Genomic DNA, 25,257 nt, shown 5'->3' on the forward strand with positions numbered 1-25,257 from the left:
TATTCCTCCTATATTTTCATACTTCTTAAGCGAAGTGCATTAGAAACAACCGATACAGAACTTAAAGACATTGCTGCAGCTGCAATCATTGGGTTTAAAAGCGGACCACCAAATAAATAGAGTAGGCCAGCGGCAACTGGAATACCAATAACATTGTAGAAAAATGCCCAGAACAAGTTTTGCTTGATATTTCTAATGGTCATCCGACTCAACTTAATAGCCGTTACAACATCATTAAGATTGTTTTTTATAAGTACAACATCCGCAGCTTCTATAGCCACATCTGTACCAGATCCAATAGCTATACCCACATCCGCTTGTACAAGTGCCGGCGCATCGTTGATACCGTCTCCCACCATGGCAGTTACACTGTTTTCTTGGAATGACTTAACCGCTTCAGATTTATCCTCTGGTAAAACTTCTGCTTTGACTTCATCAATACCAACTTCCTTGGCAATGGCATTGGCAGTTGTCTGATGATCACCAGTAATCATGGCAACCTTTATGCCCATTTCTTTTAAAGCCTTAATGGCATCTTTAGAAGTGTCTTTTAATGTATCACCTACAGCTATAAAACCTGCAAACTCATTATCAATTGCAACAAAGATTGGTGTTTTACCTTGAGAGGCAATTCTCTCCCATTCATGGTCTACTTGGTACATTATACCCAGTTTCCTCATCAATCTCTCATTACCAATATCAAGTTTCTTAGAATCAAGTGTTGCCTCTAAACCATAGCCTGGTAAAGCCTTAAAACCTTTAACATCTGATAGGCTAATATTCATTTCCTTAGCATATTCTACAATTGCTCTTGCAATCGGATGTTCAGAACCTTGTTCAGCAGATGCAACATAATAGAGCAGTTCTTTTTCACTGATGGTAGATACAAGATCCGTTACCGTCATTTTACCTTCTGTTATGGTACCTGTTTTGTCTAATACCACTGTTTCAATCTTATGTGCTTGTTCAAGCGCCTCACCTGATTTAATCAGAACACCATATTCAGCCGATCTACCAGTACCAACCATAATGGCTGTAGGTGTGGCAAGTCCAAGTGCACATGGACATGCTATAACAAGAATGGCTATAAATATCCTAAGTGAAAATTCTAAATCAGAAGTACCAATAAACCAAGCAGCAAAGGAAACAAGTGCTATGGCAATTACCACTGGTACAAAGTAACCAGAAATTATGTCAGCAAGTCTAGCAATTGGTGCTTTCTTTCCTTGAGCATCCTCTACCAGATGAATGATATTTGAAAGAACAGTCTTGTCATGTGAAGCTGTAACTTTAACTTTCATGTTGCCATGTTTGTTCATACTAGCAGCAACTACTTTTGAACCAACATTTTTATCGATTGGTAGTGACTCACCTGTCAACATGGATTCGTCCACACTCGACTCACCCTCAATAACCTCACCATCAACTGGTATAGAATCACCTGGTTTAACAAATACAATATCACCGACTTCAATTTCCTCTATGGCCATTTCTACAAACTCATTGTCCTGTAAAACCATGGCTCTTTTAGGTTGAAGCTTAATCAATTTTTCAATAGCTGCTGTTGTTTTACCCTTAGATCTGTGTTCTAAAGTTTTACCTAACTTGATTAATGTAATAATAGTCGCAGCACTTTCATAATATAGACTGTGCATAAAGTGACGATCACCCATGATGATCATTATCGTTGCATATAAAGAATAGATAACAGCTGCTGATGTACCTATGGCTATTAAGGAATCCATATTAGGCAATCTCTTTACTAGAGCTTTGAAACCTTTTGTGTAGAAATGCTTACCGACATACATAACCGGTAATGTTAAAAGAAGCTGTAATACTGCAAACAAACTTAGATTATGGTCCGGCGATATAATTTTTGGAAGGGGCATACCTATCATAGGACCCATTGCAACAATCAGTAAAGGAATGGTAAAACCTGCTGCGATTTTCATCTCATTCCACAGACGCTTTTCTTCGTCCTTGCCTTTATTAACTGAAAGTGTCTTTTCAATATCCAGTGGCGTATAACCAGCATTTGTTACGATGCGTTTCATTTCTGAAATCCTGATTTTACTTGGATTGTAAACAATGGTGGCCTTATTTGTAGCTATATTTACATCTGCAGACACAACACCTTCAGCCTTGTTTAAAACTCGACTAACTGTCGAAGAACAAGCTGCTCACGTCATGCCATCTATGGGCATAACAACGGTTTTGTTTTCAACAATATCTACTGGCTCAAAACCAGCTTTTACGATGGTTGTTTTAATGTCATCGAGACTGATGGCTCCTTCATCAAAAGTTACATTTAATTTTTTGGTAGTTAAATTAACGCTTGCCTCTTTCACTGCATCTTTTTTATTGAGTATACGCTCTATAGATGATGAACATGCTGCACAAGACATGCCTTCAACAATCAACTCCTTATGCATGAGAACCTCCTTCAAATGGTCTTAAAAGACCGGTCGCTTTTTCAATAAAGCTTGCATTTCCCCATAAGACAAATCTTGCACGATTAAGTGCTTGGTCATATACATAGTTATACCTTGCCTGACCACCATTTACACCATCTTCTGTGACAACTCTTGAAAGTATCTCTGACAGCTTGGTGATTTCTTCTACCGTGTCAGAATAATAATCTATAATGGTACATAACTGCAACTTGTCTTCAGAAGAAAAATAATCTGTATCCATAAAAACGCAAAAATCATCTTGAGATACTTCCGAATGACAACTGTTGTTACATACATGCTCACTTGATGTAGACCTCACATAGTCATCTAATTGGTCTTGATTAATCCGCCACTGGCCGCCTATCTTAGAAGCACCAATTTTTCCAGCATATATATAACGTCTTATTGTTTTTACTGAAACCTCTAGAACTTCAGCAACCTCATCTACTGTATAAATTTTCATTTTACCTCCTTGTACAATATTGGACATTAGTGGACAATGTTGTACTTCGACTTCATTGTACACCCCATTAGTGCACTTTGTCAACAAAAAAATAAAAAACTCTCTTTCGAGAGTTAGAAGATCACCATTGGATGCTTGGTTACTGGATGATCCATGATGTTAACATCTATGTTATAAACCGATTTTATATGGTCTTTTGTAACAACATCTTTAGGCTGTCCATGTTTAAAGACGCGTCCTTCTGAAAGCAAAACAACATGATCACAGTATTTTAAAGCATAATTTAAATCATGCAAAATGGTAATGATGGTCATATTTCTTTTATTGGATAGTTCTTTTATGAGTGACATCACCTGTAGTTGGTGATGGATGTCCAAGTAGGTAACAGGTTCATCTAATATAAGAATCTCGGGTTCCTGAGCTAGAGCCCTAGCAATAATAACCCTCTGTCTTTCACCACCACTTAATTGGTGTATCATACGATCTTTGTACTGCCAAGTATCGGTTTCTTTCATCACTTCTTCTACTAAGTTCAAATCATAGTCAGATTCTCTTTGAAATCTCTTTAAATGAGGTGTTCGACCTAACATGACCACTTCATAAACACTTAAGTCGTAATTGATCTGACTGGCCTGTGGCACCATAGCCATCACCTTAGCCAAATCACTTATCCTAATGGTATTTATATCTTGATCATTTACGTATACAGTAGAAGCATCAGGCTTTAAGAGCTTGCTCATCAATTTTGCAAATGTTGTTTTGCCTGAACCATTTGGTCCAATGATACCCGTAAACTTACCTCTCTCCATCTCCAATGTGATGTCATGAAGAATCTGCTTTTGGTCATATGAAAAATTTACTTGATTAACATGTATTCTACTCATATTACCCCCTGCTGATGTTGGTATTTCTGTACAATAAGAATATAAAGTATGGTGCACCAACAACTGCTGTAATAACACCTATTGGCAACTGACCTGGTGCAATGATAGTTCTTGCAATTGTATCAGATACAATCAAGAAAATAGCACCAAATAAAAGTGAAGCTGGTGTTAAATACTTGTGATTAGGTCCAACAACTAAACGCATGGCATGCGGTATAATCAAACCTACAAATCCGATAATACCACTGATTGAAACCGAAAAAGCTGTAGCAACTGATGCTGCCACCAATAGTATCTTTCGAAGAATCACAACATCTATTCCCATAGACGTCGCGCTCTCTTCACCTAAAAGCATAACATTGAGGTCTCTTGAGAAAAATAAAAATATCAACAATGAGATTAAAATAGGTATATAAACCACATCAATGTGACTCATCTTTATTGAAGATAAAGACCCCATTGTCCAAAATATGATTCTCTCCACCTGGTCTCTATTTAAAGATATCATAAGTGAAACAAGTGCCTGTAATAAAGAACTTACCGCAATACCTGATAACAACAAGGTCGTTATAGATGTCTTCATGCCAACTCTTGCAATATTGTAAACCAATACCATGGTTAAAATAGCACCAATAAAAGCACCAATGGATACCGATGTTAAACCAAAAATAGTAAATGATAGTCCTGTCACGATTGTGACAGTTGCACCTAAAGCAGCTCCAGAGGAAATACCAAGTATATAAGGTTCAGCAAGTGGATTTCTAAGTACACCTTGGAAAACAACACCTGAGCCCGCTAAGGCCATACCAATCAAGGTAGCACCTAGGATTCTTGGAATTCTTACAATATAAATGATGTTTTGAACTTTTATATCTATGTCCTCAATACTGATGAATTGATTAATCAGTGGAATTTTATTTAAAATCAACCTTAAAGACTGTGATAAGGGAATCGGCTCCGACCCAATCACACAAGCAACAACAATTGTAAAAAACAGTGCCACAATCATCATGAGTATCAGTAGATAATTCTTTCTATTTCTTTGCATGTTCATCTTCTTTCAAATATTTCTAAAAATAGGAAATTTTATTAAACTCTTAAATGCGAATGACTAGGCTAAGCCTAGTCATTATTTTTTATTGAAATAATTCTGGATGTAACAACTCAGCAATTGCCTTTAAACCTTCTGCAAGTCTAGGTCCCTGTCTTGATAATAAATCTTGATTAATTTCAACTAATTTACCATCTTTAACAGCTGTTAACTCCATATAACCTTCTGTTTCAGATAAAATTGTCTTTGTATCTCCTACTTGAGAACAAATTACATATTCAGGATCAGCAAGAATAATTGATTCTAAGTTGTAAGACCAACCTTCACCGTCTGCAGCGATATTTGTACCGCCAGCCATTTCTAACATTTCATGAATGAAAGTATCGCCAGTAGCAGTATAGTCACCCCACTCACCAAAACCAACTACATAGTATACCGTCTTTTTCTCAACATCTTTAACAGCCTCTAAGACAGCTGCTACATCAGCCTTCATTGTATCAACTAAAGCTGTAGCATTTTCTTCAACGTTAAAAATCATACCTGCTTGGTCAATGATCTCATAAGCGCCATCGAAGTTTTCTTGTGCAAATAAGATTGCCACTGTTAATCCAGCTTCATCCAATTTGGCTAATACTTCTTCACTAGCATGTGTAGACATTAAAACTAAGTCTGGATTTAAGGCTATAATTGCTTCTAAGTTTGGCTCTCTTAATGATCCAATTGAATCAACTTCTAAAGCTGCTTCAGGAAAGTTACAGTAGTCTGTTCTACCAACTAAACGATCACCTAAACCTAAAGCATAAACCAATTCTGTCATACTTGGTGCTAAAGAAACTACTGTCATAGGTTCTGACTCAATCGTTACTTCTCTACCCATACCATCTGTAAGAGATACAGGATAGTAAGATTCAACAACGTCTTCTACTTCTTCAGTTGCTTCTTCTGTTTCAGCTACCTCTTCAGTTGTTTCTGCAACTTCTGTGTTTTCTACTGTATTTGTTTCATTTGCCTCATTGGCACCACAACCAACAAATGCAAATACCATCATCATTACTAATAGTAAACTGATTAACTTCTTCATTTTTCCTCCTATTTGCGTTGGAATAAAAAAAGCTGACAAAAATCAGCTTGGTTATTTCATACCAATCGCGACTTCCCTCCGAAGCTGATTTGTTTGATTAAGGCAGGTTTCCTGGCTTTTAGTTCATCTAAACATCACCCTTCCCAGATAAAATCCAGTGGTTATGTGTGTTTATCACTAATTACAGTAGCGGGGGCTGCTGAGGCTCGTCCTCATTCCCTATTATCCTTACGGCACCTTAAACATTCTATTTAATTAACAAGTGAATTATATCACAGTAGATTGTTTCTTACAACACATGGTTTTTAAAAGTTATCCACATATTCACTTCAAAAACAGCTTAATAATGTATACAATACACAAAATATATGACTTATTCACTACTTATACACAATATGTACAGGTTTACTAACAATTTTTGTTGATAACTTCAACATTTCTAATCGAACACTTGTTTTATTATCCACATTATACACAGACTTATACACAGGTTATCCATATTTAAGTTCCTTAACATCCATGTTATAATGAAAAAAAGGAGAATTTTATGATTATAAAGGTATTAGGAACGGGTTGTAAAAAATGTGACAAGGTCTATAAAATGCTGGAAGAAATTAAAGAAGAAGAGCAACTAGATCTCCAAATTGATAAGGTAGAGGATTTAAAATCCATCGTTGCCTATGGTGTGATGACAACACCTACTCTGGTTATAAATGGAGACCTTCTATTTAAAGGTACTGTACCGAGTAAAAAGAAGTTAATAAAAGAAATAAACGCAAGAATCTAGTCTTGCGTTTTTTATTGGTCCAGGTTTCATAAAGTTTTGGCTCTGTGTTACGAGCAGGAACTTATTGCGACCAGCCTGTGAGTTCTTACTTACAAAAAAGATTGCCATGATGACACTTATTGGAATGAAGTTGCCAAGATGGTTCGCCTTTATCGTTATAAAACTGATGATTTACATGAATCTTATGTGTACATGATCTTATCATTTCATTAGCTTTGTCGACCTGGAAAATCAAAATTTTGTATATGTGGTCTTTCATAGCAATCACCTCCAATATAAGTGTATCGAAGTCTAAGCTAGAATAATATACCAAAAACGACTATAAGCCGACTAAGTCGGCTTAATATGCATCTCTAATAGTTTTCCACTCTTCTTTATGGATCATACCGTATAATAATATCTCTGCAGACGTTACATTGGTAGCAAGAGGTACCTGATGAACATCACATACTCTTAAAAGTGCTTGAACATCTGGCTCGTGTGGTTGTGCTGTTAAAGGGTCTCTTAAGAAAATCACCAAATCAATCTCATCAATGGCTACCCTTGCACCAATTTGCTGGTCGCCACCAATTGGACCCGATAAAAATCTTTCCACTTCTAAACCACTGGCTTCATTTATCTTTTTTCCTGTAGTACCTGTCGCACATAAGTCATGATCTTTTAAAATATCATGGTGCTTTTGTACAAACTGAATCATCTTTGGTTTTTTTGTATCATGTGCAATTAATGCTATTTTCATTGACTAACTCCGTTTCTACTGTAATAGTTTCCTAGTATTAAGACAGAATGACATGCTTGTCTTACTTGTTCTAATGTCTCTTTGGTCTTTTCATCATTGATGTTGCCTGCAATATCAATATAAAACATATAGGCCCATGGCTTATCAGGAATAGGTCTTGATTCAATTTTTAACATATTGATGTTTGATTTTGCAATCAACTCCAATACATTAAATAGTGATCTTGGCTCATGCGACAATCTGATAACCATACTGATTTTATTAGAAAGATCATCATTTAAGGCTTTTTTAGATAAAACCACAAAGCGCGTTGTGTTGTAATCATGGTCCTGAATATTTTCTACCAATACATCCAGCCCATAAGCTTCTGCAGCCTCAACACTCGCTATGGCTGCTAAAGTCTCGTCATTTAAGGCTTTGACATGTTTAACACTCTCTGCAGTATTAGAATAAGAAAAATGCTGCCAATCAAAATCACTTAAAAACTTTCTAGACTGTTTAAATCCTTGTTCATGAGAATAAACCGCTTGAATCTTATCAATCGATCCTTGTCCAATCAAATTATGTCTAACATTTAAATAGACATCTCCTATTATTTGCATTTCATATTTTAATAATAGATCATATACCTCATTAATAGCACCAGTTGAGCTGTTCTCAATTGGTAAAACAATATAATCTACTTGATTATTATACAATGAATCAAAAGTTTCTTCAAAAGTCGTAAAAGATTGAGTACTATACGATTCTTTAAAGAATTTCTTTACAGCAATGCTTGAAAAAGATCCATTTATCCCTTGATAACCTACTATAGGATTTTTCTTAAGGTCATGTGCTTGGTCTTCTACTGCTGTCATCAAAGTTTGCTGATGTGTTCTACTGTATTCCATAATATCTTTAAAGAAGACACTCAAAAGTCTCTCAAATCTTGAATCTTCTAATAATGCTACATTTTTTTCAATCAAAGCAGCTTCTCTTTGTGGATCTTTTAAGGCTTTGCCTGTAGCGATCTTATAAGTTGCCACTTCTTCTACAACTTTCATACGTTTTTCAAACAGCTTTACAAGCTCTCTGTCAATACCATCAATATCTTTTCTTAATTCTTCTATGTCTCTCATAGGTCACCTCACTGAAAAAAAGTATGCATAGCATACTTTTATATTATAGGTAGTTTAGTGCGTTTTTAACAATATGTCAAGTCAATACCACCATGTATCTAGTATTTTACCCGCTTCTTGGCCAAATACACTTTCAATGGATTGTCTTAAATCTTCTTCTTTTAAGATTTTATAGGCATAATTCTCATAAAGATACTTTGCAAACTCACGCACCTTATCATCTCCATAAGCCTTGTACAACTCATGATAAACAAGGGCTGACTTTGAGTATGCAGACACACCATAGTCATTCCAGTTGTCAAACTCATAAGATGTTTTGGCGACAACGATATCATCAAAGCCATAAGCATCCACTCGTGACTGATATCTCTCCATAGTGGTATTATAAGTATCCTCATCAATTAATTCTTTCTCATAATAGGCTGTAAAATAAGTTGTTAAGCCTTCATCAATCCAACCTTCGTCTATTTCATCATCACCTATTATATTGTAAAACCATTGGTGTACGGTTTCATGAACAATGACATTTCTTAAAGAAGCTTGAGAATTTAAAAGGTAACCTTTAGAAATAAAAACCAAACCTGGATATTCCATGCCTGATGGAAAATTTGTTAATACAACACTGTATGTCTTATAGGGATAATCACCAATGACTTCTTCAAAGAGTCTTATGCTGTCTACACCGTAAGCTAGTGCATCATCTAGCCATTTGTGCTTTTTTAAAGATTTTGGATAGTAAAGATAGACATCCGTCTCATTAACACTTTCTTTTATGATTTCAAATTGATCAGAAATCACCATGGCAAAATCACGCATTCTGTCACCTTTAAAATGATAAGTCAAAAGATCCGTTTGAAGCGTTTCTATGGTATAACCAGAAGCTGCAACAATAAAATCACTCGGTACACTTATATGTATATCGTAATTGGCCATGTCGCTGTAAAATGGATCACCAATTGATAAATAAGGATCTAGGTTCCAGCCGTCTTCATCATATACAGAAATGATCGGATACCAGTTTCCCAAGTTATAAATACCACCATCATAACCAAAGCGTTCTGATGTATCGGATACTTTAACTTGATAGGCCATTTCTATCTTATATGTTTGACCCATTTTAAAGTCAAATGGTACATAAATGGATGTCAGTGTTGGCCCCTTATTAAAATCAACAACTTGTCCATCTATTATAATAGAAGATACTTCTATGGCGCCAAAGTTTTCTACACCTTTTGTATTACCTGTTATAGATGGTTGAGCTTCTTTAGAAAAGGCATTGGGATACAGATGAAAATACAGCTTATCTAGATCAACATTTTCCCGATTGGTATAAGTGATGACTTGATTCACATCAATCACTCTTTTTTCATCATCTAATACCGCATCGATTTTATACTCATCCAAGTCAGAATCAGTATAGGCATCTTCTTCATAAACTTGGCTTACAATAGGATCAGATATTTCCTCTGCTTGACAAGCTACCATTAAAAATAGAGCCATCAACAATACAATCTTTTTCATGAAAACCTCCTACAGATATTGGTACAAAAAATGAAGCCTAGGCTTCATCAAATGCTTCTTCATCTAAAATAACACGTTGATCATCCTTGGCAGTAGACAATACAAGATAAGTGTATGTGTTCTTGGCAAAATTATTAATCATATCTATCAGATGTTCTAAGTGAGCTGAATTTTTTGCGCGCACTTTTACTAAAAAACAAGTATTACCTGTTACCTTGTGACATTCCACAATTTCTTCCATAGAAGATAATTTATCTGCCATTTCCTTTATTTCTAAATTACCAACTGGTACAGTGATATAAGCTGTCATATCATAGCCTACCTTTGAAGCATCAATGATAGCAGAATAACCCTTGATAACACCTTCATTTTCAAGTTTTTTAACACGTTCTTTGGTTGCTGTTGTAGACAGACCTATCATACGTCCTAGCTCAGCTATACTCAGTTTTCCATTGTCTTGCAATTCTTTTAGAATTGTTAAATCATATCTATCCACAATTGTCTCCTTTTATTTGAATTTGATTTCTTTTGACCCATCCAAAAACATCTTTGTATTTAACGAGTACACAATCTTCAAAGCACTCACATACATAAACTTGATCGCCAACTTTTAAATCTAAAAACCTATTTATGTAATTGGTCTTTAGTCTATACTTACCATCCTCTTCATAGAGCAAACCATTAAAAACATGAAAGACCATGCCTGAATGGCTGTGTTTACACAAGGACATCTCTTTGCCTTTTTCTATAAACTCAAACTGATAATGAGGAAAATTAACATATACAAGAGGTTCGTGCTTAAAGGCATGTTCCATTATAATAGTGCCTTCTATAAAATCATGATACTGGTCATAAGTATACTCTATCTTACCATTTTCTTTGCTAATGATAAGTGCATTCAGCTCACCTGTCTTTTTAACCCCTAAACCGCCATCAACAAATATGATGTTCTTTTCATCATTAAAGTAGGGCACGTTTGAAAGGTCATGAAATCTCAGGTTACTTGCCGGCCAGTGGCCAACTACTATCTTGTCCTTGTTGATACCACTTAGATCATTATAAAAATCATATTTTAAGAACTTACCTTCCTCTTTAAAACTTTCATCATAACCACCATGTACAAACACATGGCCGTCTGCTCTTAGATAGATGGGTAATGATTCAAGATAAGCCACCACCTCATGACTATCAAAATAATCCAAAAGCTCATCACTTGTTATGGTATGTATGTTATGATCACTTTCATCAAGTACCGAACCAACTATAGTTTCATAGTATTCTTCTTTTAGAAAGTCATGAAGTCTTTCAATTTTATCCTTATCTTTGATGCAGGTATGAATAAAGTATTCATGATTGCCTTTTAAAACATATGTATTTTTCCTCTTAGAGAGATTTTTAATATATTCATAGGTTTTTAGAGAGTCTCTTCCCCTATTGATAAAATCTCCTAGGATGATAAGAATATCGTCTTCATCTAATTGGAGTTTTCTTAGTAACATATCCAGATGGTCTTTATGGCCATGTACATCACTGATAACCACTATTTTATAGTTATCTCTTAAATCTAAGTTTACTGTTTTCAATTAAGCTCCTTTTATTTCCTAGGAAATATCTTAACATGTATAATCATATGATAAATCGATTATACTTGCAAATGGTTTGATGTTATAATATTGTCGAGGTGAAATATGAAAACAATATATTTATATACAGATGGTGCCTGTTCAGGCAATCAACATGAAACCAATGTAGGTGGTTATGGTGCCATCTTACAATACGGTCAAAACTTCAAAGAAATTTATGGTGGTGATAAAAATACGACCAATAACATTATGGAACTTTTAGGTGTTATAGAATCTATGAAGTTGATCACAGATAAAAGTGTCAACATTGAGGTGTATTCTGACTCCGCTTATGTCGTTGAGTGCTTCAGAAAATCATGGTATGTCAACTGGGAAAAAAATGGCTGGAAAAATTCTAAAAAGCAACCTGTAGAAAACAAGGCTTTATGGGTTGAACTTCTAGATCTGGTTCGTTCTTTTAACCAAGTCACCTTCTTTAAGGTCAAGGGTCATCTAGATGTCAACAAAACAGCTGAAGTCAACAAGTGGTATAAGAAGTTCATCACACAGAGAAACATCAACTTAGAGGATTACAAGTATCTGATTAAGATGAACAACCGTGCAGATGAACTGGCTAATATCGGCATGGACGAAAATCGCTAAAAAACAAGGAGTGGCAAGCCACTCCTACATTCTACTCTTATAGATGACTTCTGCACGATCCGTAAAGTAATCATCTCTTTTTTCTTTCATACCTTCAATGTATTCTGCCATATGGTTATCAATCGGCTCTAACATATCCATCATGTTATCATATGACTCAAACATCTCCATACCACATAACATATAGGTTTTAGCCATATCTACCTGACACCACTCATATAAACCATCTTCTTCTTCATATTCATTGATGATCTTTTGATACATATCGATGGCTCTAAAATAATCTTTCATAAACAACATACCAACAATATCAGCAAAGTGTTTGATTGCCCAATAATGATACACTGGTTCACCTTCACTACCTTCTATAATCTCTTTATACTTGGTAGCTGCTAGTTCAAAACGTCGATCTCTAGTTAGTTGATGTGCTTCTTCTAATTCTTTTTTCCAATCCATCACTGGGCCCCTTTCTAAACTGCTGTATTTGTTGTAAATTGACTGTTGTACAAATCAGCATAAAAACCATTTTGATTCATTAAAGACTCATGGTTTCCTTGTTCTATAATTGTACCTTCATTCATTACTAATATTATATCAGCATCACGTATTGTAGACAACCGATGGGCAATAACAAAGCTGGTTTTTCCTTCCATCAATCTGTTCATGGCACGTTGGATATATACTTCTGTTCTTGTATCTACACTTGAAGTTGCCTCATCCAAAATTAATATAGATGGATTGGCAAGAATAGCTCTAGCAATTGTTAAAAGCTGCTTTTGTCCTTGTGAGATGTTGCTTGCATCTTCATTTAAGACAGTATCATAGCCATCTGGCAGTGTTCTGATAAAATGATCTGCATAAGCAGCCCTTGCAGCCTTGTAAACATCTTGGTCTGTCGCATCTTCGCGGCCATAGGCTATATTTTCTTTGATGGTGCCATTAAAAAGCCATGTATCTTGTAGAACCATACCAAATTGACTTCTTAAATAGCCCCTGTTAAAGTCTACAATATCATGTCCGTCTACAGTGATAGAACCCTCATGTATATCATAAAATCTCATTAAAAGATTCACCAAAGTTGTTTTACCGGCGCCTGTCGGACCTACTATAGCGACTGTCTGACCCTTCTTGACATGGATGTCCATATCTTCCATAAGAATGTTATCATCACTGTAACCAAACTTAACATGATTAAAGTTTACATCACCATGTATCTGGTCTAACTCTCTGCCCTTTTCTAAAGACTCTTCTTCTAATTCATCTAGTACTTCAAAAACACGTTCTGCAGCAGCAACTGTCGATTGAATCAAGTTGGCAATAGAAGCCGTTTGAACAATGGGCTGACCAAAAGATTTTGAGTATTGAATAAAGGCCTGAACATCACCAATAGCCATACCACGCTGAGCAACCATAATACCGCCACCAACAGCAACAAATACATAACCGATATTGTTAACAAGTGTCATCAAAGGCATGATGATACCTGAAATAAACTGAGCTTTCCAGCTTACATTATAAAGTTCATCATTGACTTTTTCGAAATCCTCTATAGACTGCTTTTCATAATTAAATAGCTTTACAACTTGGTGCCCTGTGTACATTTCCTCTACATGGCCATTGAGTTGACCTAAAGTTTTTTGCTGTGCTTTGAAATACTTTTGAGATGTACTAGCCACTTTTCTAGTAATAAAGATACTCATAGGTAAAGTAATGAGTACAACCAATGTTAAAAGTGGACTTATAGATAACATCATAACAATAACACCGATGATGGTAATCACTGCCGTAATCATCTGAGTCATAGACTGTTCTAAAGTTGAACTCACCGTATCTATATCATTGGTGACTCTTGATAAAATATCACCATGAGCTTTAGAATCAAAGAACTTCAAAGGCAAATGACTTAACTTTCTACTGACATCCTCACGAAGGGTTCTCACGGTATTTTGAGAAACACCTGCCATGATATATCGCATAAGATATGAAAAGGCAAAGGAGATTAAATAGAGTATCCCCACAATTAAAAGGATGTTGAAAATATATGAAAAATCAATACCACCTAACCCTTGAGCTTTGGCAAAATATCCTTCAAATAAACTGGTTGTTGCTAGTCCTAATACCTTAGGGGTTACAATTGAAAATATGGTTGAAATCACTGCGAAAATAATGACAAAGATCAACTGGACCCTTCTCGGTTTAAGATATCCTAAAAGTCTCTTTAAGGTTCCCTTAAAATCCTTGGCTTTTTCTACAGGACGTCCCATTGCTGGACCATGACCGGGCCCTCTGCCTCTTTTTCTTTCTTGATTTTTTTCTGTCATGATACTTCCTCCTCTCCCATTTGAGAGTAAACAATTTCTCTATAGACATCACTCATATTTAGAAGCTCCTGATGCGTACCAGAGTCAACTATTTTACCATTGTCCAATACGAGTATCTGATCTGCATTCATCACTGTTGCTATACGCTGTGCAACAATAATAACAGTACCATCTTTCGTTTCTTCCTCTAAAGCCTTTCTTAACTTGGCATCAGTTTTGAAATCAAGGGCTGAAAAAGAATCATCAAAGACATAAATTTCAGGTTTCTTAGCTAACGCCCTCGCAATTGATAAACGCTGTTTTTGACCGCCTGAAACATTGGTACCACCTTGGGATATTTGAGACTTTACTCCTTCTTCTTTTTCATATACAAACTCTGCTTGAGAAATATCTAAAGCATGATTTAAATCATCATCTGAAAGACTGTCATTACCAAAGGCAACATTATCTTTTATGGAACCAGTAAACAAGATAGACTTCTGTGGTACAAAACCAATTTTCGATCTTAACTGAGCTTGACTCATCTGATCAATTCTTTGACCATTCAGTAGTACCTGACCACTTGATACATCATAGAACCTAGGGATCATATTAACTAAGGTTGACTTTCCTGCCCCTGTACCACCTACAATGGCCGTTACTTGTCCTTGAAGAGCCTCAAAGGATATATTCTCAATGGCATTTTCTTCTGCACCATGATATTTAAATGAAACATTTTTAAATTCCAAATGACCTTTTTTCTCAAACTCAACAGTTTTTTGATTGTCAACAATATCTGGATCCTTATCTAGGACTTCATTGATTCTAACTGCAGATACTGAAGCTCTTGGTACAAGTACAAATAGCATGGTCGTCATGACAAGGCCAAACATGATTTGCATCACGTACTGGATAAAGGCAATTAAATCGCCAACCATCATGTTACCAGCATCAATTCTATAAGATGCGAACCACATAATTGCTATGGTCGTTACATTCATTAAAAGCATCATTAAAGGCATCAAAAGTGCCATGATCTTGTTGACTCTGATCGTTGTATCTGTAAGATCGTCATTGGCAGCTTTAAACTTAGTTTTTTCATTTTCCACCCTGTTAAAAGCTCTAATAACTCTAACGCCTGACAGTCTTTCTCTTACAACCATATTCAACTTATCTATTTTTTTCTGCATAGATTTAAATAGGGGCAAACTGACTTTAGCAACGATACCTATAATCACCGCAAGTGCAATCACAACACCGACAAGAATCAAAGATAATGTTGCATCCTTAGAAACTGCCATAATGATACCACCAATAGCCATAATTGGCGCTCTAACAAACATTCTTAAAATGGTTGTGACAACATTCTGAACCTGAGTTATATCGTTGGTTGTTCTCGTGATAAGTGAAGGTGTAGAAATCTCATCAAACTCGTGAAGCGAATACGATTCTACCTTCCTAAATACTTTATTTCTTAAATCTCTACCAAATCCCATACCAATACGAGATGATAAAAAACTAGCTGCTAGTGCTGCAAGCGTACCACCTAGGGTGATTAAAAGCATCCAACCACCTGTTTTCCAGATATAGTTGATGTCCTGCTTGGCAATACCATTGTCTACAATATTGCCCATTAATGTTGGCAAGTAAAGTTCAGACATAACTTGTATAAATACCAGAACAAGCACACCGACTACTCCCAGTAAATAAGGTTTTAAATTCTTAAACAGTTTAAACATATACCACCTAAACCTTCTCTAATATTCTATGCATACCCAGTACATGTACATGAAGTTCTTCGAGTTCCTCTTCACTCAAGACACTCAGTCTTTCTAAGGCATGTTTTCTTAAACCTTCCCACTTACTCCTTGCCTCTTCTTTACCCTTGTCTGTTACATAGATATTTGTTTTTCTACGATCATCAGGATCTTCTCTTCTTTCAACAAATCCATCTTCAGCTAATGCATCTATGGCCTTGGTTAAGTTGGGCTTAGAGATGTACATCTTATCACAGTAATACGACATAGAATATCCATCATTATCACTAATATGCATTAAAATACCTGTGTATTTTCTAAAATCCGTTTTCTTAATACCATGAAAAAAACTTTTATGTAGTACCGGCATGACTCGAATAACATCATCAATTAATTGTGTATTCATTTCTACCTCCTAATAGTTATATTTTATAACTATTATATAATATAACTAATTGACTCAAAAATCTATCATTTTATAGTCTTTTAATAGTTAAATTTCTAACCAAAAAAAGACACTCCTAAGAATGTCTTAACCATTAAAGTATGGATGTATTGAAAAGAACTGCTGTAAAAGCATGGCAGATCTAATTGAAACTTCTTCTTCATTTAAAATCCTTATGGCCTCTTCTTTATCAATTATAAAGATATCTGCATCTTCACTCTCCTCTTGATAAGCTTTTGTTGGCTCACCAGAGAATCTACCATAAACTATATTGACCTTTTCATTGATAATGCCAACAGAAGTATAACGTTCTTTTTCGACATATTCAGGATAGAGTTTCAAACCCGTTTCTTCCCTAAACTCTCTGACGGCAGCATCTTTTATATCTTCATCATGATCGATTAATCCAGCAGGTAACATATAGATATACTTGCCAGCCGATACTCTATACTCTCTTAATATGACAACATGTGTTTTTTCCTCATTGACTGCAAAAACCATAGCGCCATCTGTATAAGAATGATTGTCAAAGAGTTCCTTGTCCAGCCTCTTCTTATCGCCTCTCGAGACAAGTTCCCATGCCTTATCCTGGCCATTCTTAGTTTTATAGTGAATTCTATAGCCATGCAAGTAATTTAATTCTTTAATTTTTTCTACACGTTTTATTTTCATTCTAGTCCTCTACAGTTGTTACAACAACTTCACCATTTTTATCTAGTAAAGGCGTTATACCACCACCACTGCTTATGCCAGCATACAAATAATTCACGCCAGTTTTAGTATCCTGTATCACTCGGAATACAGATACTGCACCTTCCTCATGAAGGATCTTAAATCTCTTCTCTTTTGAACCAAACATATTAAGTCCCCTTTCTTATATCTACTTTAATACTAAAAGGGATAAATACCAACTCATTTATTAAAAAAAATGACCTCAGTCAAAGATTTTTTACAACTAAAAAGACCGATATTAAATATCGGTCTACATTAATTACTTAACGAATGGTAATAAAGCCATAACTCTAGCTCTCTTAATTTCGATTGTAAGTTTTCTTTGATGCTTAGCACAAGTACCAGTAACTCTTCTAGGTAAAATCTTACCTCTTTCAGAAAGGTATCTTTGTAATTTCTTTACATCTTTATAATCGATTTGAGAATCTTTGTTTTGGCAAAATTGACAAACTTTTTTTCTTCTGTTTCCAGGTCTCTTAAAAGCCATTATTCTGTCCTCCTTTTTCTCTAGAATGGAATATCATCGTCTCCATCAATCGCTTGGAATCCACCAAAATCATCTTGAGCTTGGTTATTCTGTTGTTGCGGTTGATATTGTTGTTGTTGTTGTGGTTGATTATAATTTTGTTGATTATTATAACCTTGATTGTACCCGCCTTGTTGTTGTGGTCTGGCGTTATTATTGTTGTTATTATCGCCCCACTCCAAGAACTGTACTCTGTTTGCATGAATTTCAATTGTATAATGCTTAACACCATTTTTATCTTCATAATTGTTGTTTTGCATTCTACCATTGATTGCTACCAATCTACCTTTTTTTAAGTAGTTAGCACAATTTTCTGCTGACTTACCCCATACAACAATATTAAAGAAATCAGCATCCGGTTGACCTTCACGCTTAAATTCTCTATTTACAGCAATTGCAAATCTTGCAACAGCTGTACCACTGCTAGGGATAAATCTTAATTCAGGGTCTCTCGTCAAACGTCCTATTAATACGACTTGATTCATTCGGCCCCCTACTTTTCTTCTTTGTTAATAACCACGTATCTTAAAACATCATCAGAGATTTTGAAATTTCTTTCTAGTTCTCTTGGAAGCTCTGGATTAGCTTTGAAATCTACTAATACATAGTAACCTTCAGTAAGTTTTTCAATCTCGTAAGCTAATTTTCTTGAACCCCACTCATCAACGTTAGTCACTTCACCGTCGTTTGCAATGATACCAGTGAATTTCTCGATTAACGCTACACGAGCAGCTTCTTCCATATTAGTCTTTAATACGAAAAGCGTTTCATACTTTCTCATTTTTACACCTCCCTATGGTCTAATTGGCTCCTGATTTGGAGCAGAGAGTAATAGTCTTTTCTATTACGCCACAATATTATATCACTAAACTCACATGAGTTCAACAATTATTTTATTTATTTTTTATCTCGAGTTGATCCTTGGTAAAAGACGCTTCACCACGGGCAACTTTCTTGATTCTTTTCTCTAAATTTCTTCTTTCAATCCATATCTGCTTATCACAACCTAAGCACTTTATTCTAAAATCAATACCCGTTCTCATGATTTCAAAATCATGACTGCCACAAGGATGATTTTTTTTAGTTGTGATAACATCGCCTACAAGTAAATTAAGTGGCATAAATCCTCCTAAAGTTTCTTAAATGTAAGTGCACCATCTTCTTGGTGTACTTCATAAGCTTGATTCATATCACCGTATGAACCTTCCATCTTCTCTTTTATTTGCTCCAAGTCTTCAACACGAGCTTTAATGGAAATACCACAATTGGCACTTAACTGACGTGGTGTCGGAATGATTTCTACATCCAAAGATGCCAATTGCTTCTCTGCCTTAATTGCCTTGTGCGTCGACTCAAATGTAATTACTAAATAACTCATTAAATTCTGATCACTTTCTTACTGTTGTTCATATGCTCTACAATGGTATACATGTTTGATACGCCACCAACAGCTAGATCAGAGGCTAAATCATAAAAATCTAAACATGTACCACAAGAGATAATTTCTACGCCCTTGCTTTCTAATATTGTTAAATCTTTTAAAACCTTAGAGTTTGTTGTTGTTAAATGTACACCTGAGTTCAAGAAAATAATTGCCTTAGGTACCACATCTAACTCGCTTAATGTATAGAAGTAACCCTTTATAAGAATTTCTCCTAAGTCTGGATCACCTTCACCAAACTTATTTGAACCACATACGACAACAGAGTCAAAGAAGTTACCTGTATCTTTAACAGCTACTTCTACACCTTCACCTTTGGTAATATCAATGTAAAACTCACCATTATCTTCTACTACATGGAATTCATAATTAAGACTTTTGACAAGTTTTGTTACATTTTCCTTAGCAGTTGTATTGTCAACTATTGTTAATACATTGCCTGATTCAATCGATTCTAAAGCCTTTTTAGTTTTGATTACTGGTACTGGACAACCAAGTCCTCTTGCATCTACAGTTGTTTGCATAATGCCTCCTTAAATTAATCCTTCAAATATCATCATAACAATATTGTACTTATAAAAATATATGGCAACTTGTGAATTCTCCAAGGTTTCCACAAGTCCTAAATTACTCATAATTGGTCCTAATAGAACAATAAATATAACCAATAACATTGAAAAAAACATACCTTTTGCCAAGCCAAATAAAAGACCCGACAACTTATTTACACCCTTGAGTACAGGCAGCTGGAAGAGAGAATTTAGAACATAACCTATAATTCTAATGCCCAAATAAACCAATATGAAGATTGTAAACATAGAAACGATTATAAGCAGTTTATCAGACAACCATGTTGAAAAAGCTTCTGAAAAATTATCAACACTGCTATGAATAACCGCCTCAAACTGATCGCTTTTAATAAAATTTTCGATCAAAGATGAAACCACCTCTGATTCTGGTAATTGGCCTGTCAACTGATCGGTTGTCATCAACTTAGCATCTGCCAGTTCAGGCATTTCCACATGACTAAAAGTATCTGCTATACCTGTTTTTAGCTTATTTAATAGATCAAAACGGGTATTCAGCTCTCTGTACATTTCCATATGGTACATCTTAGCACAAACAAAACCAGCCACAATGCTTATTAAGTTCACAACAGATCGTATCAAACCTTTGAACCAACCCAAACCAACATTGATAACCAGAATACCTATTATAACAAAATCTAACCAATTCATATCAACCTCTAATAAGCCAATTCTAAGATTTCAGTATAATCATTACACTCGATTATCAATCTCTCAGAATTTAGCCATTCCACATCATTAATCTTTTTGTTACTTTCATACGATGCTAGAAGTATACCATCACTTGAATATATTTCAAGAATACGGTCGTTTTGTAATAAAACTTTACCCGGTGTTAATACAATTTTAGTAAATTGTTGTTCCAAATCTTTTTTGAATATTTCCTTACCATCTTTTGTTGTTGCACTTAATCTGAATATTATATCTGTAAAATTCTCTACTTTTGTTAACTCATAAATAGAACCATTTTGATCAATTTCAAAATACTGAAGCTCACCCTCACGTTCAATACTCCAAGTGTAATCCTCTGAATCACCAATCCTATAAGCATGCTGGCCACCTGTATCAACTATCATAATATGGTCATCATAAACCTTAGCGCCATAGACAATGTTGCTATAATTATTATGACCGCCTATCATCAGATTATCCTTCATACTATAAGTGATGATTTTTGAATTGTACTGATACTTATCAGAAGATAATATAGTTGTAATAACCTGGGCCTTATCAGAAGATAAATCTAAACCTAAAAGCTCTCCTTCTGGCAACTGTACATTAGAATTTAAAACACCTTGAGAATCATAGACATTCAACTGATTGCTTAGGGTAATTACAACAAAATAGTTGTTACTGGTAGAAATGATATCCTGTATAGAACCTAAATTATCAATTTGTCCAACGGTTTTACCTGTGTAGTCTAATATGAAGATGTTACCTTGAAGCAAGTCTGCAACAGCAAAATATTCATCCATACCAATAATTTTAGTATTGTCGGAAGTAATTTTTCTAGCATTAATCATATCACCGTTTTCGTCATACAACTTAATTTCATTGTTGGCACTGACGATTACAGTATTGTTATAGGCAAAAACAACAGCTTCCTTTTCAAGGTTTTGGTCCATCTCTACATCAATCTTCTTAATTGAAGTCCAGTTTAAATCTGCAATATTTAATAAGATCAAAGTTTGCTTTAACAAGAAGTTAAAATTGAACACAAATAGAGCAACAACAACAAACAACCCTAATGAAGCCAATCTTTTAGATAATGGCTTTTTCCTCCTTGCCACCTTAATCCTTCTTTCGTGGTGGTCTAGGACCAAAGTATTGATAGAAATAACACTTTAACTTACCATTGTAGAGTTTTCTATTTTTAGTAGATTTTTTATTATAGAATTTCTCAAAATCTTCAAATGCTGTAAAAACATATTTTGACCATGTATCTAACATTTCAAATCTATTAGACATCACACGTGTCAGCTCTTGAACTTCTTCTAACTCATTTAATCTCTCACCATAAGGCGGATTCGTAATGATATAACCATATTTCTTACTAGAACTTAAATCTTTAACATCTCTTACTTGGAAATGAATATCCTCTTCTACACCTGCTATTTCAGCATTTTCACGTGCAATTTTGATGGCTCTCGGATCCTTATCGTATGCCTCAATATGAAGAGGTGCATCATAATCTATCTTTTCATAAGCTTCCTTTTTAACAGCCTTAAATACATCATCAGGTATGATAGACCACTGTTCAAAGTCAAATTTCCTATTCAAGCCCGGTGCAATATTTCTACCGATTAAGGCAGCTTCTATAGCTATTGTTCCCGTACCACACATAGGATCAATTAATGGGATTTTACCTTGCCATCTAGAAATATTTATTAAAGAAGCAGCAAGTGTTTCTTTTAAAGGTGCATGGTGACCTTGCTCACGGTAACCTCTCTTATGAAGTCCAACACCCGATGTATCTATGCTTACTGTTACTGTGTCCTTTAAGATGCCTACAAGTATTGAATACTTAGCACCAGTTTCAGGTAACCAATCTTTGTTATATAAGGTACCCAATCTTTTTACAATTGCCTTTTTAGAAATACTCTGTATGTCTGATAATGAAAATAGCTTAGATTTTACTGACTTTGCGTTCACAGGAAACTCAGCATCAAAAGGCAAATAATTTTCCCATGGAATCTCATTTACACGATTAAATAAGGTCTCAAATGTTGTTGCCTTAAATTCAGCCACCTGTATAAAGACACGGTCAGCAGTTCTTAGCCACATATTAGCCCTACATATATCTCTTTCATTACCTGTAAATAGTACCCTACCATTTTCAACAACTACATCTTCAAATCCAAGAGATTTCAGTTCTCTTCCAACAATGGCCTCAATACCAAAAGTTGCAGTTGCTATTAAATTAAATTTCATTTTATTTCCTTTCATTTTAACTGAAAGAAAAGATGACAGCATCTATATATGACGATTTATCATCTCTCTTAAAGTCTTAAGATTGACGGGTTTGGCAATATAATCATCAAAACCGTAGCTCTTCAAATATTCCTTTTCAGAATTTATAACCTTGGCCGTACATGCTATGATCGGTACCCTTGTTATAGAATTTCTCTCTATTTGATCGAATGCATCAAATCCATTCATAATTGGCATCATAATATCCATGATAACCAAATCAGGTTGTTCCGAAAAATACTTTTCTACAGCGACCTTACCATTTTTAGCAAAGATAACTTCAAAATCATTTTTTAGCATCTGCTCTAAAGTAATTCTACCAATCGGTTCATCTTCGGCAACCAGAATTTTCTTCTTACCTGTTTGCTCAGACAAGATGATACGCTCTTTTTTACTTCTAAGTTCTTGCGTTATCCTGTTAAACATCGGTAACCTAGAAGCTGTAAAAGGTTTCTTCATTACCAGCGTCAACTCAATATCAACACCATAACCACTGACTGGTGTCATCTTAAAGTGACCGTCTAAACTTTCAACTAAATTTTTAATGACACTGAGCGCTAAATTATTACGTACATATACTTCGTGATCCTTTTCCACAGTATCATGGATACTGATAGAACCGACATTTTTTATTTTTATGCTTATTTTAACTTGTTCATTACTTTCATCAACAAGTGCAGTAAGTAAATTAATATATCTATTTGTTGTATGTGTCATACTATAATCAATTAGATTGGATAAAATCAAATCAATTTTAGTCTTATCAAATACCAACTTTGCAGGAATACTTGAATCAAACTTATAATCGAAATTATTACCATTAAAATCTGCTTTACTTCTATAGTAATCAAACTTTTCTATAATAAGATCTTTCAAGCTCATTTTCTTCTTGGTTGATTTTATGATGCCCTTGTTTAGGTTACGCATCATTGTGATATTCGACATGATGTTTTGCATCTTAACAATTGATGTTCTCATACTGGCATAACTTAACTTTTGATCTTGAGACATTTTTCCAGACCCTAGTCTTGTATGTAACTCAAGTACATTTTCTGAATGCTCTCTTAACTCATTTGTTACTATATCCAGTAAGTTATCTGCAGAAAAACGTTCATCCTTAACTTTTTTAGATTTAGGTTCATGCTTTGTTTTCTGATGATTAATTAAGACTGTAACGTCTCTTCGCACTTCAAAAACACCATCAATATTGCCTTCCTCATCAAATGACGGAATTGCTGTTACCTCAAATATTTTATCAGATTCTTCAACTATTTCTATCAAAGATATTTCAGTTTGCTTTGATGCTATGCCTCTAACCACTGGACAGAAAGTACACTGTTCCATATCAGGATTAAAATTTCTATAGCAGCGATGATTTAACAAATTCTCATCTAAATCCTTAGCAAATCGATTGGCCCAAACGACATTCAAGTCAAGATCTAATTTCACAACATATATTGGCAAATATTCTAAGGCATTATAATATTGCTTTAATGATTGTTCATCATAAAATGGTACCTGAACGTTATCCATATAACCTCCATGTTTGTTATAGATACACGTTCATTGTATCATATATGGTTAATCAGTGACAATCCATTCTGAAATCAATGTTTCTTTGAAATATAAACTTGTGATTTTGACAAATTATCATAATACTTATATGATGCTTCTGTATTCACGACTAAAGACATATATTGTAACATGGAGTCATCCATTTCATCATTAAAGAGCCTACAGACTTTAGCATCTTCTATTAAGACTCGACCATCTTTATGAACCATAACAACATCTACAAGTTCATTGATTTTAAATAACCACCCATTGCCTTCGACAACGGAACACTTAATGGTGATCATTCTTTCATTTTCCATAAGCGAAATAGGTGATTTATCAGATAACTGATGACTGTATATAAACTCACCTGGCTGTAAGGTGGTTGTGGTATAACCATTAATATGACCTGTGGCTATATAAGCAGAAGAAAGATGTTTTGGAATAGAAACTTCTTCTATCATGTAGGACTGTATTTGTGTACCAGAAAGAATTTCTTCACTGGCAACGTAAACTGCAATCATCTCGGTTTCCGGTTTGTCTTCATTTATAACCATTTCTAAAATTGTCAGCAAAACAAAAGCCACAATCAAAACAATTAATTTCACAGATATTTTCTTCAT

The 25,257-nt window shown here is 34.9% G+C and carries 29 protein-coding genes and 1 riboswitch; of the genes, 2 read left to right on the forward strand and 27 right to left on the reverse strand.

Annotated features, from left to right (window positions below):
* Positions 1–8 precede the first annotated feature (8 nt).
* The 5 genes from EZV73_RS07155 to EZV73_RS07175 all read right to left on the reverse strand — a co-directional run bounded on the left by EZV73_RS07155 (position 9) and on the right by EZV73_RS07175 (position 5,932).
* The gene (locus EZV73_RS07155; protein WP_305037110.1) at positions 9–2,432 is read right to left on the reverse strand and encodes a heavy metal translocating P-type ATPase; all 2,424 of its coding nucleotides are present in this window, start codon (positions 2,430–2,432) and stop codon (positions 9–11) included.
* Entirely contained in the window at positions 2,425–2,916 is a 492-nt protein-coding gene (locus EZV73_RS07160; protein WP_240839568.1) for a helix-turn-helix domain-containing protein, read from the reverse strand. Before EZV73_RS07160 ends, EZV73_RS07155 begins: the two co-directional genes overlap by 8 nt.
* A gap of 113 nt (positions 2,917–3,029) precedes the next feature.
* Complete coding sequence (locus EZV73_RS07165; protein WP_240839569.1) at positions 3,030–3,800, reverse strand: heme ABC transporter ATP-binding protein; 771 nt, start codon at positions 3,798–3,800, stop codon at positions 3,030–3,032.
* A gap of 1 nt (position 3,801) precedes the next feature.
* Entirely contained in the window at positions 3,802–4,848 is a 1,047-nt protein-coding gene (locus tag EZV73_RS07170; protein ID WP_240839570.1) for an iron ABC transporter permease, read from the reverse strand.
* A gap of 88 nt (positions 4,849–4,936) precedes the next feature.
* On the reverse strand, positions 4,937–5,932 hold the full coding sequence (locus tag EZV73_RS07175) for an ABC transporter substrate-binding protein (RefSeq protein WP_240839571.1): 996 nt from the start codon (positions 5,930–5,932) through the stop codon (positions 4,937–4,939).
* An 83-nt stretch (positions 5,933–6,015) separates the two neighbouring features.
* Positions 6,016–6,188, reverse strand: a riboswitch (cobalamin riboswitch).
* 291 nt (positions 6,189–6,479) lie between these two features.
* Between EZV73_RS07175 and EZV73_RS07180 the strand changes: the two genes are divergently transcribed.
* Positions 6,480–6,719: a thioredoxin family protein gene (locus EZV73_RS07180; protein WP_240839572.1), complete on the forward strand. Its 240-nt coding sequence runs from the start codon at positions 6,480–6,482 to the stop codon at positions 6,717–6,719.
* A 340-nt stretch (positions 6,720–7,059) separates the two neighbouring features.
* On the opposite strand, the gene mgsA is transcribed toward EZV73_RS07180, so the two are convergent.
* The 5 genes from mgsA to EZV73_RS07205 all read right to left on the reverse strand — a co-directional run bounded on the left by mgsA (position 7,060) and on the right by EZV73_RS07205 (position 11,680).
* Positions 7,060–7,458: a methylglyoxal synthase gene (mgsA, locus tag EZV73_RS07185; protein ID WP_240839573.1), complete on the reverse strand. Its 399-nt coding sequence runs from the start codon at positions 7,456–7,458 to the stop codon at positions 7,060–7,062.
* The gene (locus tag EZV73_RS07190; RefSeq protein ID WP_240839574.1) at positions 7,455–8,576 is read right to left on the reverse strand and encodes a chorismate mutase; all 1,122 of its coding nucleotides are present in this window, start codon (positions 8,574–8,576) and stop codon (positions 7,455–7,457) included. Before EZV73_RS07190 ends, mgsA begins: the two co-directional genes overlap by 4 nt.
* Positions 8,577–8,657: 81 nt before the next feature.
* A complete protein-coding gene (locus EZV73_RS07195; RefSeq protein WP_240839575.1) occupies positions 8,658–10,097 on the reverse strand; it encodes a M1 family metallopeptidase in 1,440 nt (479 codons plus the stop codon).
* 37 nt (positions 10,098–10,134) lie between these two features.
* Entirely contained in the window at positions 10,135–10,593 is a 459-nt protein-coding gene (locus EZV73_RS28870) for a winged helix-turn-helix transcriptional regulator (protein ID WP_240839576.1), read from the reverse strand.
* The gene (locus EZV73_RS07205; protein WP_240839577.1) at positions 10,586–11,680 is read right to left on the reverse strand and encodes a metallophosphoesterase; all 1,095 of its coding nucleotides are present in this window, start codon (positions 11,678–11,680) and stop codon (positions 10,586–10,588) included. Before EZV73_RS07205 ends, EZV73_RS28870 begins: the two co-directional genes overlap by 8 nt.
* A gap of 105 nt (positions 11,681–11,785) precedes the next feature.
* Here EZV73_RS07205 and EZV73_RS07210 point away from each other — a divergent pair, with 105 nt between their 5' ends.
* Positions 11,786–12,322 (forward strand): ribonuclease H, encoded by a 537-nt coding sequence (locus EZV73_RS07210; RefSeq protein ID WP_240839578.1) that lies wholly within the window; start codon positions 11,786–11,788, stop codon positions 12,320–12,322.
* A gap of 24 nt (positions 12,323–12,346) precedes the next feature.
* On the opposite strand, the gene EZV73_RS07215 is transcribed toward EZV73_RS07210, so the two are convergent.
* The 17 genes from EZV73_RS07215 to EZV73_RS07295 form a co-directional block, all read right to left on the reverse strand.
* Complete coding sequence (locus EZV73_RS07215; RefSeq protein ID WP_240839579.1) at positions 12,347–12,778, reverse strand: hypothetical protein; 432 nt, start codon at positions 12,776–12,778, stop codon at positions 12,347–12,349.
* Between the two features lie 14 nt (positions 12,779–12,792).
* Positions 12,793–14,643 (reverse strand): ABC transporter ATP-binding protein, encoded by a 1,851-nt coding sequence (locus EZV73_RS07220; RefSeq protein ID WP_305037111.1) that lies wholly within the window; start codon positions 14,641–14,643, stop codon positions 12,793–12,795.
* Positions 14,640–16,361 carry an ABC transporter ATP-binding protein gene (locus tag EZV73_RS07225; RefSeq protein WP_240839580.1) on the reverse strand — a complete coding sequence of 574 codons (1,722 nt, stop codon included), beginning with the start codon at positions 16,359–16,361 and terminating at the stop codon, positions 14,640–14,642. The genes EZV73_RS07220 and EZV73_RS07225 overlap by 4 nt, the downstream gene beginning before the upstream one ends.
* Positions 16,362–16,368: 7 nt before the next feature.
* Positions 16,369–16,785, reverse strand: coding sequence for a MarR family winged helix-turn-helix transcriptional regulator (locus tag EZV73_RS07230; protein ID WP_240839581.1), 417 nt, complete (start codon positions 16,783–16,785; stop codon positions 16,369–16,371).
* Positions 16,786–16,911: 126 nt separating this feature from the next.
* Complete coding sequence (locus EZV73_RS07235) at positions 16,912–17,496, reverse strand: NUDIX hydrolase (RefSeq protein ID WP_240839582.1); 585 nt, start codon at positions 17,494–17,496, stop codon at positions 16,912–16,914.
* A 1-nt stretch (position 17,497) separates the two neighbouring features.
* The gene (locus EZV73_RS07240) at positions 17,498–17,683 is read right to left on the reverse strand and encodes a DUF6440 family protein (RefSeq protein ID WP_240839583.1); all 186 of its coding nucleotides are present in this window, start codon (positions 17,681–17,683) and stop codon (positions 17,498–17,500) included.
* A 132-nt stretch (positions 17,684–17,815) separates the two neighbouring features.
* The gene (gene rpsR / locus EZV73_RS07245) at positions 17,816–18,043 is read right to left on the reverse strand and encodes a 30S ribosomal protein S18 (protein WP_240839584.1); all 228 of its coding nucleotides are present in this window, start codon (positions 18,041–18,043) and stop codon (positions 17,816–17,818) included.
* Between the two features lie 20 nt (positions 18,044–18,063).
* Positions 18,064–18,567 (reverse strand): single-stranded DNA-binding protein, encoded by a 504-nt coding sequence (locus EZV73_RS07250; RefSeq protein WP_240839585.1) that lies wholly within the window; start codon positions 18,565–18,567, stop codon positions 18,064–18,066.
* A gap of 8 nt (positions 18,568–18,575) precedes the next feature.
* On the reverse strand, positions 18,576–18,863 hold the full coding sequence (gene rpsF, locus EZV73_RS07255; RefSeq protein WP_240839586.1) for a 30S ribosomal protein S6: 288 nt from the start codon (positions 18,861–18,863) through the stop codon (positions 18,576–18,578).
* A 112-nt stretch (positions 18,864–18,975) separates the two neighbouring features.
* Positions 18,976–19,203, reverse strand: coding sequence for a DUF951 domain-containing protein (locus EZV73_RS07260; protein ID WP_240839587.1), 228 nt, complete (start codon positions 19,201–19,203; stop codon positions 18,976–18,978).
* An 8-nt stretch (positions 19,204–19,211) separates the two neighbouring features.
* Complete coding sequence (locus EZV73_RS07265) at positions 19,212–19,460, reverse strand: DUF3343 domain-containing protein (RefSeq protein WP_240839588.1); 249 nt, start codon at positions 19,458–19,460, stop codon at positions 19,212–19,214.
* Positions 19,460–20,047, reverse strand: coding sequence for a sulfurtransferase-like selenium metabolism protein YedF (gene yedF / locus EZV73_RS07270; RefSeq protein WP_240839589.1), 588 nt, complete (start codon positions 20,045–20,047; stop codon positions 19,460–19,462). Before yedF ends, EZV73_RS07265 begins: the two co-directional genes overlap by 1 nt.
* Before the next feature lie 9 nt (positions 20,048–20,056).
* On the reverse strand, positions 20,057–20,761 hold the full coding sequence (locus EZV73_RS07275) for a CvpA family protein (RefSeq protein ID WP_240839590.1): 705 nt from the start codon (positions 20,759–20,761) through the stop codon (positions 20,057–20,059).
* Between the two features lie 8 nt (positions 20,762–20,769).
* The gene (locus tag EZV73_RS07280; protein WP_240839591.1) at positions 20,770–21,900 is read right to left on the reverse strand and encodes a DUF5711 family protein; all 1,131 of its coding nucleotides are present in this window, start codon (positions 21,898–21,900) and stop codon (positions 20,770–20,772) included.
* A 1-nt stretch (position 21,901) separates the two neighbouring features.
* Positions 21,902–23,041: a class I SAM-dependent RNA methyltransferase gene (locus tag EZV73_RS07285; protein ID WP_240839592.1), complete on the reverse strand. Its 1,140-nt coding sequence runs from the start codon at positions 23,039–23,041 to the stop codon at positions 21,902–21,904.
* Between the two features lie 42 nt (positions 23,042–23,083).
* Positions 23,084–24,613, reverse strand: a complete 1,530-nt coding sequence (locus EZV73_RS07290; RefSeq protein WP_240839593.1) for a response regulator — start codon at positions 24,611–24,613, stop codon at positions 23,084–23,086.
* A 74-nt stretch (positions 24,614–24,687) separates the two neighbouring features.
* Complete coding sequence (locus EZV73_RS07295) at positions 24,688–25,257, reverse strand: SAF domain-containing protein (RefSeq protein ID WP_240839594.1); 570 nt, start codon at positions 25,255–25,257, stop codon at positions 24,688–24,690.

The organism is Acidaminobacter sp. JC074 (assembly GCF_022496765.1).
Classification (GTDB): domain Bacteria; phylum Bacillota; class Clostridia; order Peptostreptococcales; family Acidaminobacteraceae; genus JABXKX01.